Source organism: Halobacillus sp. 12SKB (genome assembly GCF_052941655.1).
The window spans coordinates 721,581-740,258 of the sequence record NZ_JBRFWR010000001.1; the positions used below are offsets into that span (position 1 = coordinate 721,581).

The 18,678-nt window shown below is 44.9% G+C and carries 18 protein-coding genes; 6 read left to right on the forward strand and 12 right to left on the reverse strand.

The features are described 5' to 3' along the window. Positions 1-20: 20 nt before the first annotated feature. A complete protein-coding gene (locus ACQ4XT_RS03570) occupies positions 21-689 on the reverse strand; it encodes a lytic transglycosylase domain-containing protein (RefSeq protein ID WP_446852532.1) in 669 nt (222 codons plus the stop codon). Positions 690-1,802: 1,113 nt separating this feature from the next. On the opposite strand from ACQ4XT_RS03570, the gene ACQ4XT_RS03575 reads away from it, so the two are divergent. Then, positions 1,803-1,994 carry a hypothetical protein gene (locus ACQ4XT_RS03575; RefSeq protein WP_146818359.1) on the forward strand — a complete coding sequence of 64 codons (192 nt, stop codon included), beginning with the start codon at positions 1,803-1,805 and terminating at the stop codon, positions 1,992-1,994. A 63-nt stretch (positions 1,995-2,057) separates the two neighbouring features. Here ACQ4XT_RS03575 and ACQ4XT_RS03580 read toward each other — a convergent pair whose 3' ends face one another. The 7 genes from ACQ4XT_RS03580 to ACQ4XT_RS03610 form a co-directional block, all read right to left on the reverse strand. Next, entirely contained in the window at positions 2,058-2,501 is a 444-nt protein-coding gene (locus tag ACQ4XT_RS03580) for a YueI family protein (RefSeq protein WP_446852533.1), read from the reverse strand. A 65-nt stretch (positions 2,502-2,566) separates the two neighbouring features. Beyond that, the gene (locus ACQ4XT_RS03585) at positions 2,567-3,448 is read right to left on the reverse strand and encodes a diacylglycerol/lipid kinase family protein (protein ID WP_446852534.1); all 882 of its coding nucleotides are present in this window, start codon (positions 3,446-3,448) and stop codon (positions 2,567-2,569) included. 26 nt (positions 3,449-3,474) lie between these two features. Next, on the reverse strand, positions 3,475-3,933 hold the full coding sequence (locus ACQ4XT_RS03590) for a GNAT family N-acetyltransferase (RefSeq protein ID WP_446852535.1): 459 nt from the start codon (positions 3,931-3,933) through the stop codon (positions 3,475-3,477). Between the two features lie 14 nt (positions 3,934-3,947). After that, positions 3,948-4,223, reverse strand: a complete 276-nt coding sequence (locus tag ACQ4XT_RS03595) for a GNAT family N-acetyltransferase (RefSeq protein WP_446852536.1) — start codon at positions 4,221-4,223, stop codon at positions 3,948-3,950. Between the two features lie 281 nt (positions 4,224-4,504). After that, entirely contained in the window at positions 4,505-5,947 is a 1,443-nt protein-coding gene (locus ACQ4XT_RS03600) for a carbon starvation CstA family protein (protein WP_446852537.1), read from the reverse strand. A gap of 140 nt (positions 5,948-6,087) precedes the next feature. Next, positions 6,088-6,816: a LytR/AlgR family response regulator transcription factor gene (locus ACQ4XT_RS03605; protein ID WP_446852538.1), complete on the reverse strand. Its 729-nt coding sequence runs from the start codon at positions 6,814-6,816 to the stop codon at positions 6,088-6,090. Beyond that, positions 6,813-8,558, reverse strand: a complete 1,746-nt coding sequence (locus ACQ4XT_RS03610; RefSeq protein WP_446852539.1) for a LytS/YhcK type 5TM receptor domain-containing protein — start codon at positions 8,556-8,558, stop codon at positions 6,813-6,815. The genes ACQ4XT_RS03605 and ACQ4XT_RS03610 overlap by 4 nt, the downstream gene beginning before the upstream one ends. 342 nt (positions 8,559-8,900) lie before the next feature. On the opposite strand from ACQ4XT_RS03610, the gene ACQ4XT_RS03615 reads away from it, so the two are divergent. Continuing rightward, entirely contained in the window at positions 8,901-9,683 is a 783-nt protein-coding gene (locus tag ACQ4XT_RS03615) for a carbon-nitrogen family hydrolase (RefSeq protein ID WP_446852540.1), read from the forward strand. Positions 9,684-9,747: 64 nt separating this feature from the next. Here the strand turns inward: ACQ4XT_RS03615 and ACQ4XT_RS03620 are convergent, their stop codons facing one another. Continuing rightward, a complete protein-coding gene (locus ACQ4XT_RS03620) occupies positions 9,748-10,839 on the reverse strand; it encodes a nitric oxide synthase oxygenase (RefSeq protein ID WP_446852541.1) in 1,092 nt (363 codons plus the stop codon). A 66-nt stretch (positions 10,840-10,905) separates the two neighbouring features. After that, the gene (locus tag ACQ4XT_RS03625; RefSeq protein WP_446852542.1) at positions 10,906-12,234 is read right to left on the reverse strand and encodes an FAD-dependent oxidoreductase; all 1,329 of its coding nucleotides are present in this window, start codon (positions 12,232-12,234) and stop codon (positions 10,906-10,908) included. 136 nt (positions 12,235-12,370) lie between these two features. On the opposite strand from ACQ4XT_RS03625, the gene ACQ4XT_RS03630 reads away from it, so the two are divergent. Together ACQ4XT_RS03630 and ACQ4XT_RS03635 are read left to right on the forward strand one after the other, a co-directional pair. Further along, on the forward strand, positions 12,371-13,543 hold the full coding sequence (locus ACQ4XT_RS03630; RefSeq protein ID WP_446852543.1) for a pyridoxal phosphate-dependent aminotransferase: 1,173 nt from the start codon (positions 12,371-12,373) through the stop codon (positions 13,541-13,543). Positions 13,544-13,773: 230 nt separating this feature from the next. Then, positions 13,774-13,977: a hypothetical protein gene (locus ACQ4XT_RS03635; protein WP_446852544.1), complete on the forward strand. Its 204-nt coding sequence runs from the start codon at positions 13,774-13,776 to the stop codon at positions 13,975-13,977. Between the two features lie 39 nt (positions 13,978-14,016). Here ACQ4XT_RS03635 and ACQ4XT_RS03640 read toward each other — a convergent pair whose 3' ends face one another. Both ACQ4XT_RS03640 and ACQ4XT_RS03645 read right to left on the reverse strand, forming a co-directional pair. Then, complete coding sequence (locus tag ACQ4XT_RS03640; protein ID WP_446852545.1) at positions 14,017-15,471, reverse strand: aldehyde dehydrogenase family protein; 1,455 nt, start codon at positions 15,469-15,471, stop codon at positions 14,017-14,019. A 67-nt stretch (positions 15,472-15,538) separates the two neighbouring features. Beyond that, positions 15,539-15,982 carry a GNAT family N-acetyltransferase gene (locus ACQ4XT_RS03645; protein WP_446852546.1) on the reverse strand — a complete coding sequence of 148 codons (444 nt, stop codon included), beginning with the start codon at positions 15,980-15,982 and terminating at the stop codon, positions 15,539-15,541. A 257-nt stretch (positions 15,983-16,239) separates the two neighbouring features. Between ACQ4XT_RS03645 and ACQ4XT_RS03650 the strand changes: the two genes are divergently transcribed. Beyond that, on the forward strand, positions 16,240-17,613 hold the full coding sequence (locus tag ACQ4XT_RS03650) for a DUF2254 domain-containing protein (protein ID WP_446852547.1): 1,374 nt from the start codon (positions 16,240-16,242) through the stop codon (positions 17,611-17,613). Positions 17,614-17,773: 160 nt separating this feature from the next. After that, positions 17,774-18,655: a cation diffusion facilitator family transporter gene (locus tag ACQ4XT_RS03655; RefSeq protein ID WP_446852548.1), complete on the forward strand. Its 882-nt coding sequence runs from the start codon at positions 17,774-17,776 to the stop codon at positions 18,653-18,655. Positions 18,656-18,678 lie beyond the last annotated feature (23 nt).

Here is an 18,678-nt window from a genome sequence, read left to right on the forward strand (position 1 = left end):
CATCAGACACCCGCGCTCCTTTATGCTCTTCCTAATATTTTTGTTATGTAATTTTGCGTTTCCCGGAATGGTGGTACACCATCATACTTATCGACATTCCCAGGACCTGCATTATATGCAGCAAGCGCTAATTCGGTATTGCCATCATAACGATCGAGCATTTGCCTCAAGTATTTTGTTCCACCCATCAAGTTCTGCTCAGGATTAAATGGATCGGTCACGCCAAGTCCCCTGGCTGTAGCGGGCATAAGCTGCATCAACCCTTGAGCTCCTGCATAACTGACGACACCAGCATCAAAATTTGACTCAGCCTTCACCACGGAACGTACCAATTTTTCATCAACCCCATGACGTTCTGAAGCTTTCTTTATGAGCTTATCCAAATCCGCGTTTCCACTGGTTACTTCCGCAATATTGTTCCCTTCCTGACTTTTCTCCACAGGAACTGGTACCTGCTGTGTCATAGGGCTATTCACTGGTTGTGAAAAGCGCTTTGGCACGGAAGGTATACTCTCCCGCATCGATTGCTCCATCACTGCATTCAGCAGGCTTTGAAACGTCATATCCTGCATCCCGCTTGATAAAGTGTTCGAATTACGATTATCTAACATAGACATGGCCTGCATTTGAATCATTAGTTGGATCTTGCTTACATCCATGTTCTCCACTCCATATAGTTGATAGTTCAAGTGTACAGGATTCATGCTTTTTCAACAATCACTCTTCTGAATATATTTTACAATTTACCAATAGTAGTCAAAACTTGAGAAAATTTTTTCTGAAAACCTCTATTCAGTTATCATTTTTAGACGTTTTTTTCCCAAAGCAGCAACCAGGGAAAAGGTGATACAATATAGAATAGCAAAAGAGATACTGAATCGTGCAGTGCGCTGTTGTGCTGGTTGTCCACGACTTCGCACATGGTTTATTTGTTCATTGGTATTCATTTCTTTCTTGAGTACTCTCTTTTGTCTCTTACGTCGAATCACCCTATTATTTTTCCCCGCCAGGAAAAATAACCTGTAGATTTCATGGTCTGTCTTCCTTCAATGAAAAGACATATACCATCTCCCCCTTTTGCCCATTCAAAAGGGGGCTTTTTTTATCCTCTTTTATATCACTAAAGCTCCCTTTAGTTGAAGACTCAGTTTCGAGATGGTTCAGGGTACGTTGCTGGGGTTGAGCGTCAGGGGTGGCTGGGAAGCTACTCGCTTTCCTGCGGGGGAGTGGCGAGCTTCCTCGGGCTAAAGCCCTGTGGGATCTCGCCTATCTCCTTTCTCCCACGGGAGTCTCGCAGCTTCCCAACCACCCCATCTCATGTAAGAAAAACGAACCCCTTCACCAAATTGGATTGTCTTCCACTATCTCGATTAAAGCATAAAACGCTCTGTATCAAGCTTTCAGGATTTTAATACCTGAGCATAGGAGTTTTATCCTTATACTCCCACCAAACTAAATAGCAGATTATACGAGAACTGGTTTCGAGACACTGATATAGAAAAGGGGCGGAGGGGAATGGCGAGACTCCTGCGGGAAAAAAGTGCAGGGTGAGACCCCACAGGACGCAGTCCGAGGAGGCTCACCGCGCTCCCGCGGAAAGCGAGTTATTCCCCGCAGCCCCATCCACTCAAAAAACATCTCGAAACTGAGTCTTCCACAATCCTGCCAAATAGTTGAATAATGAGATTATATTAGACAAAGTCCTTGTTCTGTGTGGACAAGCCGGCAAATTATTTTTTAAAAAACTAAATATTCCACGTTTGTACATCATATATTGAAAGTACAAAGGAGGTGGAATAAAGATGGATTTCAACAACCGTGTGTTCCTGTTTCTAGCTGCTCTTCTTTCCGGATATGCGCTTTACAGCATCGGCGACTCAGCTGGTAACTTTTTCGATCAATTCTTGTTCTACGCCGGCTACATTGCAATGATACTTTTTTCTTTCGCTATTATTATCGTCGGGCTGGCAAGATTCTTGAATCAGTACAAATAGAAAATGGCCTCTCTCTATGAGAGGGACGTGTGAAAAAAGGCTGCGGATGATCCGCAGCCTTTTTTATTTTGATGGTTTAAAAAGAGATTTGAAGAAGCCTGTCCATCCTTTCTGCTCCGATGACTCTCCTACTTCCTCTTGTTCTTTAATCCTTATGTGTTCTTTTTCAATTGCATAATCCAAAGTGAGGACTGCCCCGAATTCTGAATGTGTTTCCTTATTCGAAATGATGGAGTGATGGATGTTATGTTCCTCGGCTAGATCCATGTATGGAGATAGAAAACGGTAACTCACATCTCCGTTCAAAAGCAGTTTGGCATCGGGATAGCTTTTCATGAGATCCACCAACTCTTCCTCCCCCTGCTGCCGCATCACCTGCCCTTTCGTCAAAGCGACCAGGACTCGTTCTCTTAACGTACCGAGGTATTGTTTTCGTTCTCTTGGTTTTGTTTGACGACTTCCATAAATGCCTTCCTGTAAGTAATCTTCCATATCTGGTTTCTTCATAAGATGCACCTCATTCACTCCTAGTATGGCACAGAAAAAAAGGCTGTACCCATGACAGCCTTTACCTATTTTACAACAACGGATATGTGAGATGGAAGAACGGACAATTCTACAGGCAGGGAATCTCCTTCTTCTCCGTCGACGTTCGTGACCAGGTCTTCCTCCGATGTAATACGGATATGATCCGCTTTGAAGTATTCGACATCCTGCTCATCTTTAAGTCCACCTCGAAGAATAGCAGAAACAATCGATGCGAGACGAATCATATTTACTTTAGGAACGATATACCCGTGAATCTTCCCATCATTCACTTTCGCTTCCGGAGATAATTTTTCAAATCCGCCTGCTGAGTTCGTTAAGGCCGCCAGGAAAAGAAAAGATTCTCCTTCCCAGGCTTTATCATCATATTCGATCCGCATTGGATAGCTGCTATGCTGGGTCAAGGTTTTCATCCCCTCCATCATATACGCAAGCGGGCCAAATTTCGTTTTTTGTTCAGGTGTCACTTCATATGTCGCTTCAGCAAGGGATCCCGCTGCTACAATATTAACAAAATACTGGTCATTGAACTTCCCAATATCCACAGATTTGGTCTGATCGGAACGGAGAACATCAATAGCCTCTTCAACCTTGAGTGGAATATCAAGAGCTCTTGCAAAATCGTTGACTGTTCCCAGTGGAATAATTCCCAAATGCGGTCGGTGGCTTTCGTCTACCATCCCATTGATTGTCTCATGGAGGGTACCATCTCCCCCCATAGAAACGACGAGATCGAATTCGTCTCTGCAGGCATTCTGGCAATACTTTGTGGCATCCAGCTCTTTTTCTGTTTGAGCAACTTCCACTTCGTATCCTTTTTCCGATAAAATGTGCTCGATTTGTTCAACATGATCGACGGCTTCCTCTTTTCCTGAAGAAGGATTGACGATCAACATAGCCTTTTTCATTCTATTTCTCCTCTCCAAAACATCCTTTATCTTTCTGACTGGTATTCATAAAGGGTGCTGACAGAAGAAAAACCGATTTTGCGGATGAATTCACTTACCCCGTTCTGATGAGGCCTTAGGCTTACCTGTATAGCTTTTGCATTCTGCTCGTACATCCATTTGATTAGTCCGTCACACAGATCTGTGCCAATGCCTTCCCGTCTATAAAATTCATCCACAAATACTTCCCGGACATATCCATACACATCCTCTTCCGCATGGGATTCAATAATGCCAAGGACATATCCGATGATTCTTCCATTCATATCAGCAACTAGTAGCTTTTGTTTCGGGTTCTTTGCTAGAAATTGATCTGCCGCCCAATACTTACGATCCCTCAATTCTTCATTGGTCAGCATTTCAGAACTGGTGACGTGAAGAAAATCGATACTGTACCTTGTAAAATGCATCAAGTCTTTTTCCTCAGGTTCCCTTATTTTCACCATCAGAAACTCCCCCTCTAAGCTTTTAACACCACTTGATATTCCGGTGTATTTTCAATAACTTCCCGGGCGAAGGAGCAGACCGGGTCAATTTTCAATTTATATTTACGTGCATAGTTCACAGCATAATCAATCAATTCCCCGCCCAAACCCTGTTCACGTTCAGACGGTGCCACGAAAGTGCTTGTAATGACCATAGCATCGTCATGTTCTTCAAAAAGAAGCTGTGCTTTCGGATCGTGTTCCTCTCCTATAAAAAACGTCCCTTGTTTCTCTTGGATTTCTTGTTCCACAACAATCTCTCCTTTCCCTATAAAGGATACCCTTTCATCGTTAAGAAAAACATGACGATCTATACGAAGGTAAAGAGTGCTTTGCAGAGATCATGAGGGATTAGACAACGCTATTTTAGAATTCCACACCGTTAATTGAGTATTCGACAATGCTATTGAGGAATTCGACACCATTAATTGAGTATTCGACATCATAACAGAGAAAATCATCATCCCACCCAACCTAAGGACCCATAGACAAAAAAAGAGCACCTACTTTTCAAAGTAGGTGCTCTTTAACATTAGGCGGTTCGTTTCAGATCTTCCTCTAATGGAATGTCCTTCTGTAATCCCCGGCGGGCGGCAATGATGAAGGCTGCAACAACCATAACGGTACCGATGGCTGCAACAACGTAGGAAACATTCAGTGACAATCCGAATCCGATCGGTGCATTCAGAATATAGGTGAATGTCGCCATCGTCATAAAGGTCGCAGGAACGGCAGCGATGAAGTAGTTTTTACGTGATAGGAACAAGTACATCGCTCCTACCCAGAGCGCGATGACGGCTGTCGATTGGTTTGCCCAGGAGAAGTATCTCCACAGCAAAGTGAAATCAATGCGGGTCAGCGCAAAGGAGATGACGAACAATGGAAGGGCAATCCATACACGACTCATAATCTTCTTTTGTGGAATTTTGATATAGTCAGCAATAATCATACGCGCGCTTCGGAATGCAGTATCTCCTGATGTAATTGGCAAAATGATGACACCAAGGACAGCAAGTGTACCACCGACGGCACCTAGCATAGCTACGGAAACTTCACTAACCACAGCTGCTGGTCCACCGCTTGCAAGGATTTCATTCAACCCTGCAGAACCATTGAACAAACTCATAGCCGCAGCTGCCCAGATCATGGCAATGATTCCTTCTGCAATCATCATCCCGTAGAAAATACGACGTCCTTGTTTTTCCTGTTGTGTCGTTCTTGAGATGATAGGGGTTTGTGTTGCGTGAAAACCTGACAGGGCACCACAGGAAATCGTTAAGAATAACAGTGGGAAAATCGGTGCGTTATCCGGGTGCATATTGGTAAAGGTCAATTCTGGGATTGGTGCACCTGTTACGACAAGTGAGACTCCAACTCCAATTGCACTAATGAGTAGAAGGGCACCGAAAATCGGATAAAACCGTCCGATGATTTTATCAATCGGGAGCATCGTTGCTAATAAATAGTAAGCAAAAATCACAAGTAGAATAACAGGAAGAGCAAGCCAGCTGCTTGTCATGTTGTGCAAAAGATCTGCAGGTGCTGTAACGAATACAGTTCCTACTAGGACAAGCAAAAGAATCGCAAACGCGTTGACGACGTGCTTCATGACTTTACCTAAAAACTTCCCTGCAAGCTCAGGCAGGTGAGCGCCACGGTTCCGGATGGATATCATCCCTGTCAAATAATCGTGGACAGCTCCGGCAAAAATGGCTCCAAACACAATCCATAGGAAAGCGACGGGACCATATAAAGCACCAAGGATCGGACCGAAAATAGGACCTACACCCGCTATGTTTAAGAGTTGAATCAAAGCGTTCTTTTTCTCTCCCATCGGCAGGTAATCCACACCATCACCATGAGAATAAGCAGGCGTTTCACGTCCTGTGTTGACGCCAAACGTTTTTTCAACATATTTACCGTACGTAAGATAACCGATAATTAAAAGTGCAATACTCACTAGAAAAGTAATCATTGTGTATCCTCCTTGTCGCGTTTATCTGTAATCGCTTACATATAATATAGCAAGATAACGCTTACAAAAGAGGTTATCCTGTTCAACATGTCAAGATTGATGTCCAAGATGTCGAAAAAAAGGATTGAAATACAGTCTGATTACAGTTCAAGCTTCTTTCGTAATTCCTTCACATAGTTTCTACTGACCGAAAGCTTTTCCTCCGTTCCTTGAAGTTCCAATTGATAGGCTCCATTAAACCAAGGAGTTAACCTGTGGACGTAATCCAAGTTCACCAAATAACTTTTATGAATCCGGAAAAAAGAAAACCCTTGAAGACGCTGCTCCACATCTTTGAGAGCGTCCCTCGTTTCATAAACCTTTTGTTTGCCGACAATCTTGGTGACACGGTCCTCTCTATGAACATACATAATTTCAGAGGGATCCAGATATTCAATCGTGTCTTCCACTTCTACGGCCAGTTTGGAAGGTGGGGAAACGGTCCTCTCCTCCGCCGGCTTCAATTTCTTTTCTATTCTTTCCACGGTTTCACTCAACTGTTCCTCATCAAAAGGTTTGAGTAGGTAATCGATGGCCTTCTGCCGAAATGCTTCGACCGCAAAGTCTGGATACGCAGTCGCAAACACGATCTCAGGAACCTTCTTGAGTTCTTGTACCGCTTTTGCTACCGCCATGCCATCCATCTTCGGCATTTCCACATCAAGAAACAGGACATCCGGCTGAAGCTTCAACGTCTGCATAACTGCCTCATCCCCTGACCCCGCTTCTCCTACAACTTCAATACTCTCGTAAGGTTTTAATAAAAAGTTCAATTCTTCCCGGCTGAATCGCTCATCATCAACGATGATCACCGTGATTTTTTCATTCATGACCCTGTCTCCTTTTCATGAAGAGGGACCGCAAATACAATGGTTGTCCCCTGTCCTTGTTCGCTCGTAATTTGTAGTTTCGCACTCTCTCCGTGCATGTATTCCAAGCGTTTGTTAACGTTATATAACCCGTATCCCGTCCCTTCCTCAGAAGCGACCGACTGTACTCCCAAGGTGCGCAGCCTCATGGGGTCAATGCCTTTTCCGTTATCTGCCACGCTGATCTTGACGTGATCACCATCTCTATGGACACTAATCGTAATTTCCGCTCCCCCTTCCTGATCCTTGATTCCATGCTTAATGCTGTTCTCTACCAGGGGCTGTAAGGTTAAAGGAGCGATTCGGACTGATAATGCAGACTCATCCACATCATAGTGGACATGAAGGCGATCGACGAAACGCGTCTCTTCGATGAGAAGATAGGACTTTACATGTCTCAACTCTTCTTTTAAAGACGTCCACGTTTTGGTGGTCGCCCCCAGGTTTTGCCTGAAGAAATTGGAAAGCGCTATAAGCAGCGCCCTTGCTCGGTCAGGCTCCGTACGGGTCAACGAAACGATAACATTCAGCGAATTGAATAAGAAATGCGGATTGACTTGTGCCTGCAAAGCCTTCACTTCTGCTTCCCGTGCGAGTTCTTGGGCTTTTTCAGCATCAGCTAGCTCAAGCTGCTGACTAAGGAGAGCACTCAACCCCTGGATCAATTCCAAAAGCACATTCGAGATTTCTTTTTGTGAAGAAACATAAAACTTTAAGGTTCCGACCACTTCTTGCCTTTTTTTCAATGGAACGATAACGGCTGCCCCGAGTGGACAGTTCGTCTGTTGGCATTGAATCTCTTCATGACTGACTACGACACGCTCTCCTGTCTCAATGACATCACGAGTGGCGTCGGTTTGAATCGGCTCTCCCGCCTTATGATGGTCATCAGCCTCTCCGACATGCGCAAGGATTCTTTGTTTATCTGTCATGGAGATTGCACTCACCTGGACTTCCCCATAAATAATTCGGCACGCCTTTTCTGCAGAATCCATCGTCAGCCCTTTTCGCAGATATGAAACCGTTGATTCTGCCAACTTTAGCGCTTTTTGCGCCTGCAAAGCTCCAACCTTCTCTTCTTCATGAAGAACATTCCGAATGATTAGTAAGAACAATGCGGAACCGACTCCATTGGCTACAATCATGGGTGCACCGATCTCCTGGACAAGCCCCCATGCGCGCGGAAATGGATTAGAGATAAGAAGGATAATACCCATCTGGACCATCTCCGCAAGGGCTCCCACAAATAAAGCCGTCTTCAGTTTCAGCGGCTCCTCTTTTTTATGGAAGTAACCTGCGATGATTCCTGCTACCACAGCAGATATTCCGCAGGCGACCCCCGTGAACCCACCAAGGGAAAAACGATGCAAACCGGCAATGACTCCAGCCCCTATTCCGATACGGTATCCTCCGAAAAGACCGGCCGCCACGATTCCAACGACTCTGGAGTTCGCTAATGCTTCCGATTCGACAAGATTATAAGCCCAGCGTCCATAATCAAGGGAGCTTGTATCATAAGTAATGCCTGTATATGTACCAATGATCCCGAACAAACCAAAAAAAGCGATCGCCATGTACCGCTGTCGTTGATCCAGCGTTTTTTGATCAATCAACTCCCGAAAAAAACGGAAGCGAGTAATGATAAAAGCGACCGTTACTATAATCCCGAGCCGTTCAAGCATCGGAAGAAACAACTCAAACATATTCCCACGTCCTTTTACTCTTTCTAGCAGATATGCCCTTTAATTCAAAACTCAGTTTCGAGACTTTTGTTGAGTGTATGGGGGCTGCGGGGGATAGCTCGCTTTCCGCAAGAGCGGCGAGCCTCCGTCCCTTTGCTATATCAGTGTCTCGAAACTGAGTCTTCCACAATCCTGCCATATCATTGAATAGCGTTTGATATTTATTGTAGCATGGGCGGTTTGTTTCGATACACAGAATGAAGGGTGGAGATGAAATCCAATCATTCAAGTAAAATCCTAATTGAAAACATTAGGGAAACGTCAGAATTTTTTGATACACTAAGAAGAAAATGAGGTGATAGGATGACAACAAAAATAGCAATCATTCAAATGGATATCGTCTTCGGTAACCCTGAAGAGAACCGAAGATCTGCACAGGAGAAAATAAGAGAAGCCGCCGCACAAGGAAGCGAGGTCATCTTGTTACCTGAATTGTGGACGACAGGTTATGATCTTTCCCGTTTTGAAGAAATAGCAGAAACACTTGATGGGCCGACGCATCAGCTCTTAATTTCATTAGCCCAGGAACTCAAGGTCACCATTGCGGGCTCCATCGCTGAAGAAGAAAACGGTAAGTTCTATAATACCTTCGTTGCCTATGACGCGAAAGGTGAGCGGCTGTTCAACTACCGGAAAGCTCATTTGTTCCGCTTGATGAATGAAGAAAAGTTTTTAGAATCAGGTAATCAAAAAGGAAATTTCCACCTTGAAGATGTACCGGTGGCGGGTGTCATTTGTTATGATATCCGTTTCCCGGAATGGATGAGAACGCACATGCTTGATGGTTCGCGCGGGTTGTTTGTCGTAGCTGAATGGCCTAAACCTCGGGTGGAGCATTGGCGTAATCTATTGATCAGCCGAGCCATTGAAAATCAATGCTTTGTGATCGCCTGCAACCGTGTAGGTGCTGATCAAAACAATGAGTTCGGAGGTCATTCCATCGTTGTGGACCCGTGGGGCAGCGTAGTGGCTGAAGGTGGTTTTGGGGAAGAAATCGTGTATGCTGATATTGACTTCACGGCTGTCGAGGCAATCCGGGAACAGATCCCTATTTTCCAGGACCGACGACCGGATTTGTATGAATGAGTGCTTCAACCATCGTATACCGATTCATATATCTGAATAAGAAAATGAAAAAAATCCTTCCAAATCAATCGGAAGGATTTTTTTCATAGGCCGGAATCTGATAGAAATAGTTGGGTGTGTCCATCCGGTTTTCATAGGCCGAATGAAAGATGTGGGTCGTTGCTGGCGAAACGGGCGGGATGAGCCATGTCCAGTCACCCGTGACCTCACGGCCGCACGACTGCTCTTTTTTCTCAAACTGATGGAACTGTTGGGCAGCTGTATGATGATCGACAAGGCTTACCCCATCGGATTGATAAGAAAACAGCACAGCCTGGTTAAGCTCAATTAAGGCGCGGTCCTTCCACAAGGAAGAATTTCGTTTTGTATCAAGACCCATGGCTTCCGCGACAACTGGTAAAAGGTCATACCGAAAGTCATCAGCGAGGTTACGGGCCCCGATTTCTGTCTCCATATAAAAGCCATTAAATGGGGCGGCCGTATAATCGATTCCACCGATTTCAAGACGCATATCAGAAATCACAGGGACCGCATACCACCGTAAACCCAAGTCTTCAAACCAAGTGAATTCCGGATGACGCAGGCGCACTTGTTTCACCTTTTCAGATGGAAGATCATACCATACGGGCTCGCGCCCATCCATTTGGACGACAAGAGGCAATACATCAAACGACGTGCCTTCCCCTTTCCATCCGAGCTTCTGACATTCCTTCGTAAACGCAACAGAAGCCGGGTCTCCTGTCACAGTTCCGTCTTCTTCATAACCAGCATATCGAATCAATTGATGATTCCAAAGCCGTACTTCCGTCTCCGGGGATTTGGGCTTGAAAATGGTAATCGTCGATCGGATACGCCCATCATTCGTAGCATAATCCAAGTGTTCGAGGAGGGCATTGCGCATGCCCTCCTCTGTATTGACATGCCTGGCATCAAAGACCTTCAAGCTATTCCAGAAAAGACGTCCAATGCAGCGATTGCTGTTCCGCCAGGCAACTTTGGCGCCATATTCAAGCTCATCATAGGTGTGCGTATAACTTCCCGTTTCAACAATTTCCCGTTCGATTCCTTTGAGTCTCTCATCAATACCAGAAAGCTGTTGCTCCTGATGGTATTGGCGAATGAACGCTTCCGCCTTTTTATATAAATCTGTATTCACAGCATGAATCCTCCTGTATGGTGCTTCATTCCTATCCTACCATACATAAAGACCTTCCTACACGATTCAGTCTGCTTTACGGGCTGCCTGCTGTACAGGATCCCACACGCTGTTATAAGGAGGTGCGTAAGCGAGATCCAAGTCCTCTAACTCATCCATCGACATTTCATGGAATAAAGCAGTGGCCAGGACATCGATACGTTTATCAACTCCTAGCCCGCCTATGATTTGAGCGCCTAGCAACTGACCGGTTCGTTCATGATAAACGATTTTTAATGTCATCCGGTTCTCCTTGGAATAATAACCGGCAGCATGGGTGGATTCTATCGTGATTTTTTTACAAGGAATCTTTTCCTTCTCTGCCTCCCGTTCAGAAAGACCGGTGCGCGCAAGGGTTAAATCGAAGAACTTCAAAACCGACGTGCCCACGATTCCTCGGAACGACCTTCTTTGATCAATCATGTTCAGTCCTGCGACTTGCCCTTGTTTATTGGCATGCGTGCCTAGAGGTATATAATCATCCTTTTTCTTAACCCGGTGATACTGGGTCGCACAATCCCCGGCAGCATAGATATCTAGTATGCTTGTCTCCATAAATGCATTCACGGCAATTGCGTCGTTCATTCCTTTGTAAACGCCTGTATGTTTCATAAAGGAGGTGTTAGGTGTCACTCCTACGGCGACAAGAACAAGATCGGATTTATATTCTCCTTGATCCGTGATGACGGAATGGACGTGCTGATCCCCTTTGAATCCTTCGACCGATTCCCCAAGATGTAGTTCCACACCGTTCCGTTCGGCCTCTGCATGAACAAGCTCCCCCATGTCCTCATCGAAAATTTTCGCCAGTTGAGGTCCGCGGTCTATCAACCGTACGTTCTTTCCAATCGACACGAAGCTTTCGGCCATTTCGAGCCCTATATAACCGCCACCGATAATGGTCACATGTTCCTTCTCCTTTGAAGTCGCTGCCATGATCTCCTTTATATCAGGAATAGTTTTTAATGTATAAATTCCTTCAAGCTCCCGGCCTTCCCAGGGGGGCATGACAGGTGCTGCACCAGAAGCCACAAGCAGACGATCATAGGACAACTCAAATCCCAGACCTTCATGATTTTTTCCGTAAACGATTTTGTGATCACAATCCACTTCCGTTACCGTGTGGTAGGTGCGGACATCAATGCCATATTTTTCGCGAAATGTCTCAGGGTCACGCGCGATTAGGTCTTCCGTAGACTCGACATCCCCGCTCAATACATACGGCAGGCCACATTGCCCATAAGAGGTGATTCCTCCTTTTTCCAACACAGTAATGGAATGCCCCTCACTATTCCTTACTATTTGCATAGCTGCACTCATCCCGGCAGCATCTCCTCCGATAATAACGAAATTCATTCCACTCACTCCTTTTACGTACCTTCTATTCTCTTATTCTTTGCCTATATGGTTCCCACTCAAACTTCGCTCATGTTAAACTAACGATATTATCTTTTTGTACGACTTTTCAAAAAAATCATTCGAGGTGAAGGACATGAAGCATTTCCAAACATCCCAAGCCATCCAGCGGCTTCCGGACCAATTTTTCGCAACTATGATCGATAAATTAAATCTATACAAAAAACGTGGATATGACACCTTGAATCTGGGACAGGGAAACCCTGATCAGCCCACCCCCTCCCACATCGTCGAGTCACTAAAAGAGGCGGCTGAAAACCCAGATTTCCATAAATATCCTCCCTTCCACGGATATGAGTTCTTAAAAGAAGCCGTGGCTGAATTTTACAAGCGTGAATATGATGTGGACATTGATCCTGAAACAGAAGTCGCCATTATGCCTGGAAGCAAAACAGGTCTCGTTGAGCTTAGCCAGTGCTTCCTTGATCCAGGGGATGTCGCGCTTGTTCCCGACCCTGGCTACCCGGATTACTGGTCCGGCATTGAAATGGTCGGTGCAGAAATGAAGTCCATGCCCCTTCGTGAAGAGAATGGCTTTCTGCCTGACTATGGAGAAATTGATGAAGAAAGCTGGGAAAAAGCCAAGCTCATGTTCTTAAACTACCCCAATAATCCGACGGGAGCTATGGCTGATGAGGACTTCTTTGTGGAAACCATCCAAGAAGCAGAAAAGCACGATGTTTGTGTCGTTCACGACTTTGCCTATGGGGCGATTGGGTTTGATGGAAACAAGCCGCTCAGCTTTATGCAATTCGAAGGTGCGAAAAATGTCGGCGTTGAAGTTTATACGATGTCTAAAACATACAATATGGCCGGCTGGCGTGTCGCTTTCGCTGTCGGTAACCCCAACGTCATTCATGCGCTGGAAGTCATTCAGGACCACTATTTCTGCAGTATTTTCGGGGGATTGCAAAAAGCATCAGCCACTGCCTTACTAAGTTCACAACAATGTGTCACAGAACTTGCTGAAACCTATGAAAAAAGACGTGACCTTCTCGTCCATGGGTTAGAAGAAGCGGGATATCATGTGGCTCCCTGCCAGGGTTCTTTCTTTACTTGGCTGCAAGTACCTGAAGGCTATACATCCCAAGGCTTTGCGGATGATTTATTGGAAGAAACAGGATTGTTCGTCGCCCCAGGGATCGGCTTCGGTAAGCATGGAGAGGGGTATGTGCGCATCGGATTGAACAATTCGGAGGAAACATTGCGGGATGCGGTGGAACGATTTAAATCATTTAAACAGAAGTAAGATCAAGGACAGCACTTTCAACTTGAAGGTGCTGTCTTTTGTTTTCTCACTATAACAACCATAAGCATCATTCAGTCCAACAACCAAACGTATATCAAACGCCTTCTTCTGTCGAAACAAGTCTGTTTGTTGGAAAATTTTTATGAAAATAACCATTGAATACTAATTCAAAATGTATTTTAATTATCTTATACAAATATCCTACAACGACCATACAGGAGGGGTTCACAATGTATGCACTTATCAGGCAGGATGATCGCTTATTAGAAATCTTAAAAGACCCTATTGATCGTAGGGACAGGGTTTTCCACCAGAAAAAAGAAGCTGTGAAGTATGCTGAAAAATTGAATGGATATATACAATCCGGCCCGAAATGGGAAGTTCAGGAATACCTCATACATGAACGAAAAAAAAGCAGAAGCTCCAACTGTTAAGCTTCTGCTTTTTCTCATTCTTATTTCATTTATTTCGATTTAAAAAGGAAACTCGCGATAACCATTCATCACGCCGATCCATTTCACTGTTGTAAATTTATCCAATGCCCATTCGCCGCCGAAACGTCCGAGTCCGGATTCTTTTTCACCACCAAAAGCCACGTGGGCTTCATCATTCACGGACTGATCATTCACATGAATCATACCCGTCTCCACACGTTTGGCAACTTCTACCCCACGATGGACATCACGAGTGAATACAGAACCGCTCAATCCATATGGAGAACTGTTCGCTGCTTGAATCGCTTCTTGTTCTGATGAAACTTTGATCACAGAAGCAACAGGTCCGAAGACTTCATTTTTCGCTATCGGCATATCGCTCGTTACACCCGTCAACACGGTCGGCTGCATGACACTGCCGTCTGTCTCTCCACCGGTGAGTATTTCAGCACCTCGACCGACACTTTCTTTCACATCCTCCTGAATCCGTTCAATGGCATCCTTGTTGATGAGAGGCCCAATGACGGTATCCTTCTCAGACGGGTCGCCGGCTTTCAAGCTCTCTACTTTCTCTTTAAATTTCTCGATAAACGTATCATGTACACTTTCATCCACGATGATTCTGTTCAACGACATGCAAATCTGCCCCTGGTGCAGGAACTTCCCGAAAGCTGCCGCTTCCACCGCTTGATCGATATCCGCATCTTCAAGGACGATCATGGCATTGTTACCGCCAAGCTCTAAAGCTGTCTCCTTAATATATTTTCCGGCGAGTTCACCGATATGGCTGCCCACTTCCGTCGATCCTGTAAAGGAAATCAGCTTCGCCGCAGGATGTTTCACAAAAGCATCTCCAATTTCTGATCCTCGACCCACAACCACATTAATTACACCCTCAGGGAATCCTGCTTCTTCAAACAGATCGGCGATGAACAACCCTGACGTAACTGGTGCATCTGACGCCGGCTTTACGACCACAGTGTTCCCTGTCGCCACCGCAGGGGCGATGGATCTCATCGCTAAATGGAAAGGGAAATTCCAAGGCCCGATGACGCCGATGACACCCTTCGGCGAACGATACACCCGGTTTTCCTTTCCTGGAGTGTTGGACGGTAGAATCTGCCCGCTCATCCGTGTTGGAAAACTGGCCGATTCCCGGATGATGCCGACGGCCGCCTGAAATTCCACCTCTGCTTTAACAAGCGTGCTGCCCGCTTCTTTCACGAGCCAATCGATAATCTCATCTTTCCTCTCATGGACAATTTTCAACAGTTGATCAAAATACGCCTGCTTTTTGGCAGGGAGCGTCGTCATCCATGATTCCTGAGCATTTACAGCTGCATCGTATGCTTCATTAAGATCCTCCTCATTTGCTGAAGGGATGGAAGCAATCGTTTGCTGTGTATAAGGATTGACGTTATCTACATATTTCTCACTGGAACCGCTCTTCCACTGACCATTAATGTATTGTTTAGTAAATGTTTGCGGACTCATTTCAAAACCTCCATTCGGGAACTTTTCACAAAGCTATCATTCCCGGTTAAAGAGAAATCGAAACGATTTAGACCTCCATCAGCATATCCACGTGCGGAATACCATCCTCAAGGTACACCTCAGAAACTTCCTTGAATCCAAAAGAACCGTAGAAATGGCGAAGATGCTCCTGGCCGTGTAACCAGATGTAATTGACCTTGTAGTCTTTTTTCAGCACTTCAATCGCCCGATCCATCACTCGACGGGCATACCCGCTTCCTCGATCTTCCTTTTTGACAAGAACGCGGCCGATGCTGTGATACTTCTCCCCTTCATCAGGGGGAACAATCCGGCAGTAGGCCACCATTTCTCCTTCTTTCTCCATCCAAATATGTAGGCTGTCTTCATCTCTGCCGTCCACTTCAGGGTAAGGACACTCCTGTTCAACTACAAAAACTTCCACCCTTGTCTGTAAAATCTCGTACAACTCCTGCTTCGATAGTTCGGCAAACGTTTTTTGTACCCACTCCATGCTGACTCCCCTTTACTCATGATTATCTTTAAATATACTTCAACGTTCACAAACTGACAAAGCACCCATGTATGAACCGAAACGATATTACAACTACAAGTTGTTCCTGTCTATCACTCGAAGGAGGGACAACTCCAACCTCACGGGTATATTTATTCGCAATGAGAGTTTTTGTAGAAAAATATCATAATCTCGTTTTATTGATTCGGACGAAGGGGAAACTACGATTACCATTCATACAAGAAAGGAGGAACATTATGTTCTTAAAGTTATTACCTGTATCGATACAGAAATATGCGAAAATGTCTAAACGGCAGCGAAAGCATGAAATGCAGATGACCTTATGGTACATGCCTTTTTTCTATATATTATCGTCCATATTTTTTGTTGTGATCACTCTGTTGTTGGATCTCGTTTTTCAAATCGAACAGTACACGTTTGAGTTTTTCCGAATCAATGCAGAAATCACCCGGATGCTGGTCAGTACACTCATAGGGGGGATCCTCACACTGAGTGCATTCACATTGAACTCCTTGCTTGTCGTTTTGACGACATTTAGTGGTCAGTTCTCCCCGCGGATGCTCCTCAACTTTGTTTCAGACCGAAGGACACAGCACGCGCTTGGGATTTTTAATGGGAACTTCGTTTATGTACTGCTCGTCTTCCTGTTTATCGGAAACACGAGGCACGAATTTTTTGTAGCGGTACCGATCGTCACGATTTTCCTCGCCTTTACGTCCGCTGTTACGTTCATTTATTTTATCAATCACGCAACAACCTGGATGCAGGTACACAACATCACCGATACGATGAAGCGTTCGTCCGAGCAAATCATTAACCAGACCCTGAGTAAAGATCTTGAACAGTTCCGGGCAGAGGAACCAGGAGACTTGATGGAAGCAGAGCGCTCAAAGGCGAAACCTGTGGGGGCCATTAAATCTGGATACATTCAGCTTGTCGATTACAGGAAGATGATTCAAGAAGCAAGGAAAGATGAGATCATCATCCAATTCCATGCCCAAGTCGGAGATTATATTTTGAAGAACAACAATTTAATCAGCTACTGGGGTCCTGGTGCTGAAAACGTCAATGAAGAAAAATATTGCAAGATGATTATTATTGACTATAAAGAAACAGAACTTCAAGATATCCAAATGGGCATGCACAAACTAGCAGAAATTGCGATCAAATCTCTAGGAAATGACGACCCGAAAACCGCAACGAACACCATCCACCAAATGGCTGAGTTGATGCTTACCGTAGAGGATTACATTACATTCACCCCTTACTTGATGGATAAGGACGAACAGGTCCGAGTAGTTCTTCTATCCGAATCATTTGAGTCCTATATCTACCGCGGTTTTGGGTATATTCGTCACTACGCTCGTGACAATCATCTGATCATAACCGAGCTCGTAGATTCCATTGCGATGGTGGCCGAATCGATCGACAGCTCCAAGCACCAAATGCTGTGGGAATTTGCGTGCAACACCATCGACCATATAGAAACAGAAGTCATCTACCAGCTGGATAAAACCTTCTTATTGGAAGCACTGGAGAGATTATCAAAAGTGACAGACAACAAACTCGATTATTACTCTATCCACCGCAGGTTCTATCCTATAGATTAAAAACGGTGCATTGAAAAAGTACATGACCATGAGTGAGAAAAGGTCTTGTGAAGAGTCATCGTCTCCCTTATTCAGGTTAAACCTAAAAGGATTGACAAGACTCTTCATCTTTCATATGTTATATATATGAACATATAATCATATATAAAGGGGTGAGCGCATGGGAGATCATCACCACCATCATATTGATTCAACAACCGGTAAAATTAAAACCGCTTTTTTCCTCAATTTCTTTTTTACAATTATTGAATTGATCGGTGGTTTACTAACAAATAGTATGGCTATTCTTTCCGATGCTTTACACGACCTCGGGGACTCTCTTTCTCTCGGGCTTGCCTGGTTTCTACAGAAGTTTTCGCGTAAAGAACAATCGGATCATTTTTCATTCGGATATCGACGTTTCTCGCTTTTAGCGGCCCTGATCAACAGTGTAGTACTGATCGTCGGGTCTGTCTTTATTTTGACCGAGGCCGTCCCCCGGCTCTTGAATCCCGAGCAGCCGAACGCCGGAGGAATGATCGCTCTTTCCATCTTAGGGATTCTCGTTAACGGTGCAGCTGTTTTCCGGCTCAAAGGCGGAGACTCTATGAACCAGAAGGTCATGACCTGGCACCTTCTTGAGGATGTTCTTGGCTGGGTAGCCGTTCTTTTGGTCAGTATCGTCATGCTGTTTTTTGATGTGCCGATTTTGGATCCCATTGCTTCGATTGGTATTACCTTATTTATTTTATATAATGTGGTGAAAAATCTTATCCAGACGATGCGACTCTTTCTTGAAGGTGTGCCATCAGGGGTTGACCTTGAGGGGCTTTCACGAAAAATTAACGATTTGACTGATGTTCAATCCACTCATCACACCCACCTCTGGTCAATGGATGGAGAAAATCATGCCTTCTCCACTCACATCGTCGTGCGGGCAGAAGCGACAAAGGAAGAGATCTGCAAAGTGAAAGAGGAAGTCAAAGAAATCTTACACCCGATTTCACTTGAACACATCACTCTGGAAATTGAATACGAAGACGAACCTTGTTCCCTTCAATAAAAAAGTGGCCAGCCTTTGCAGCT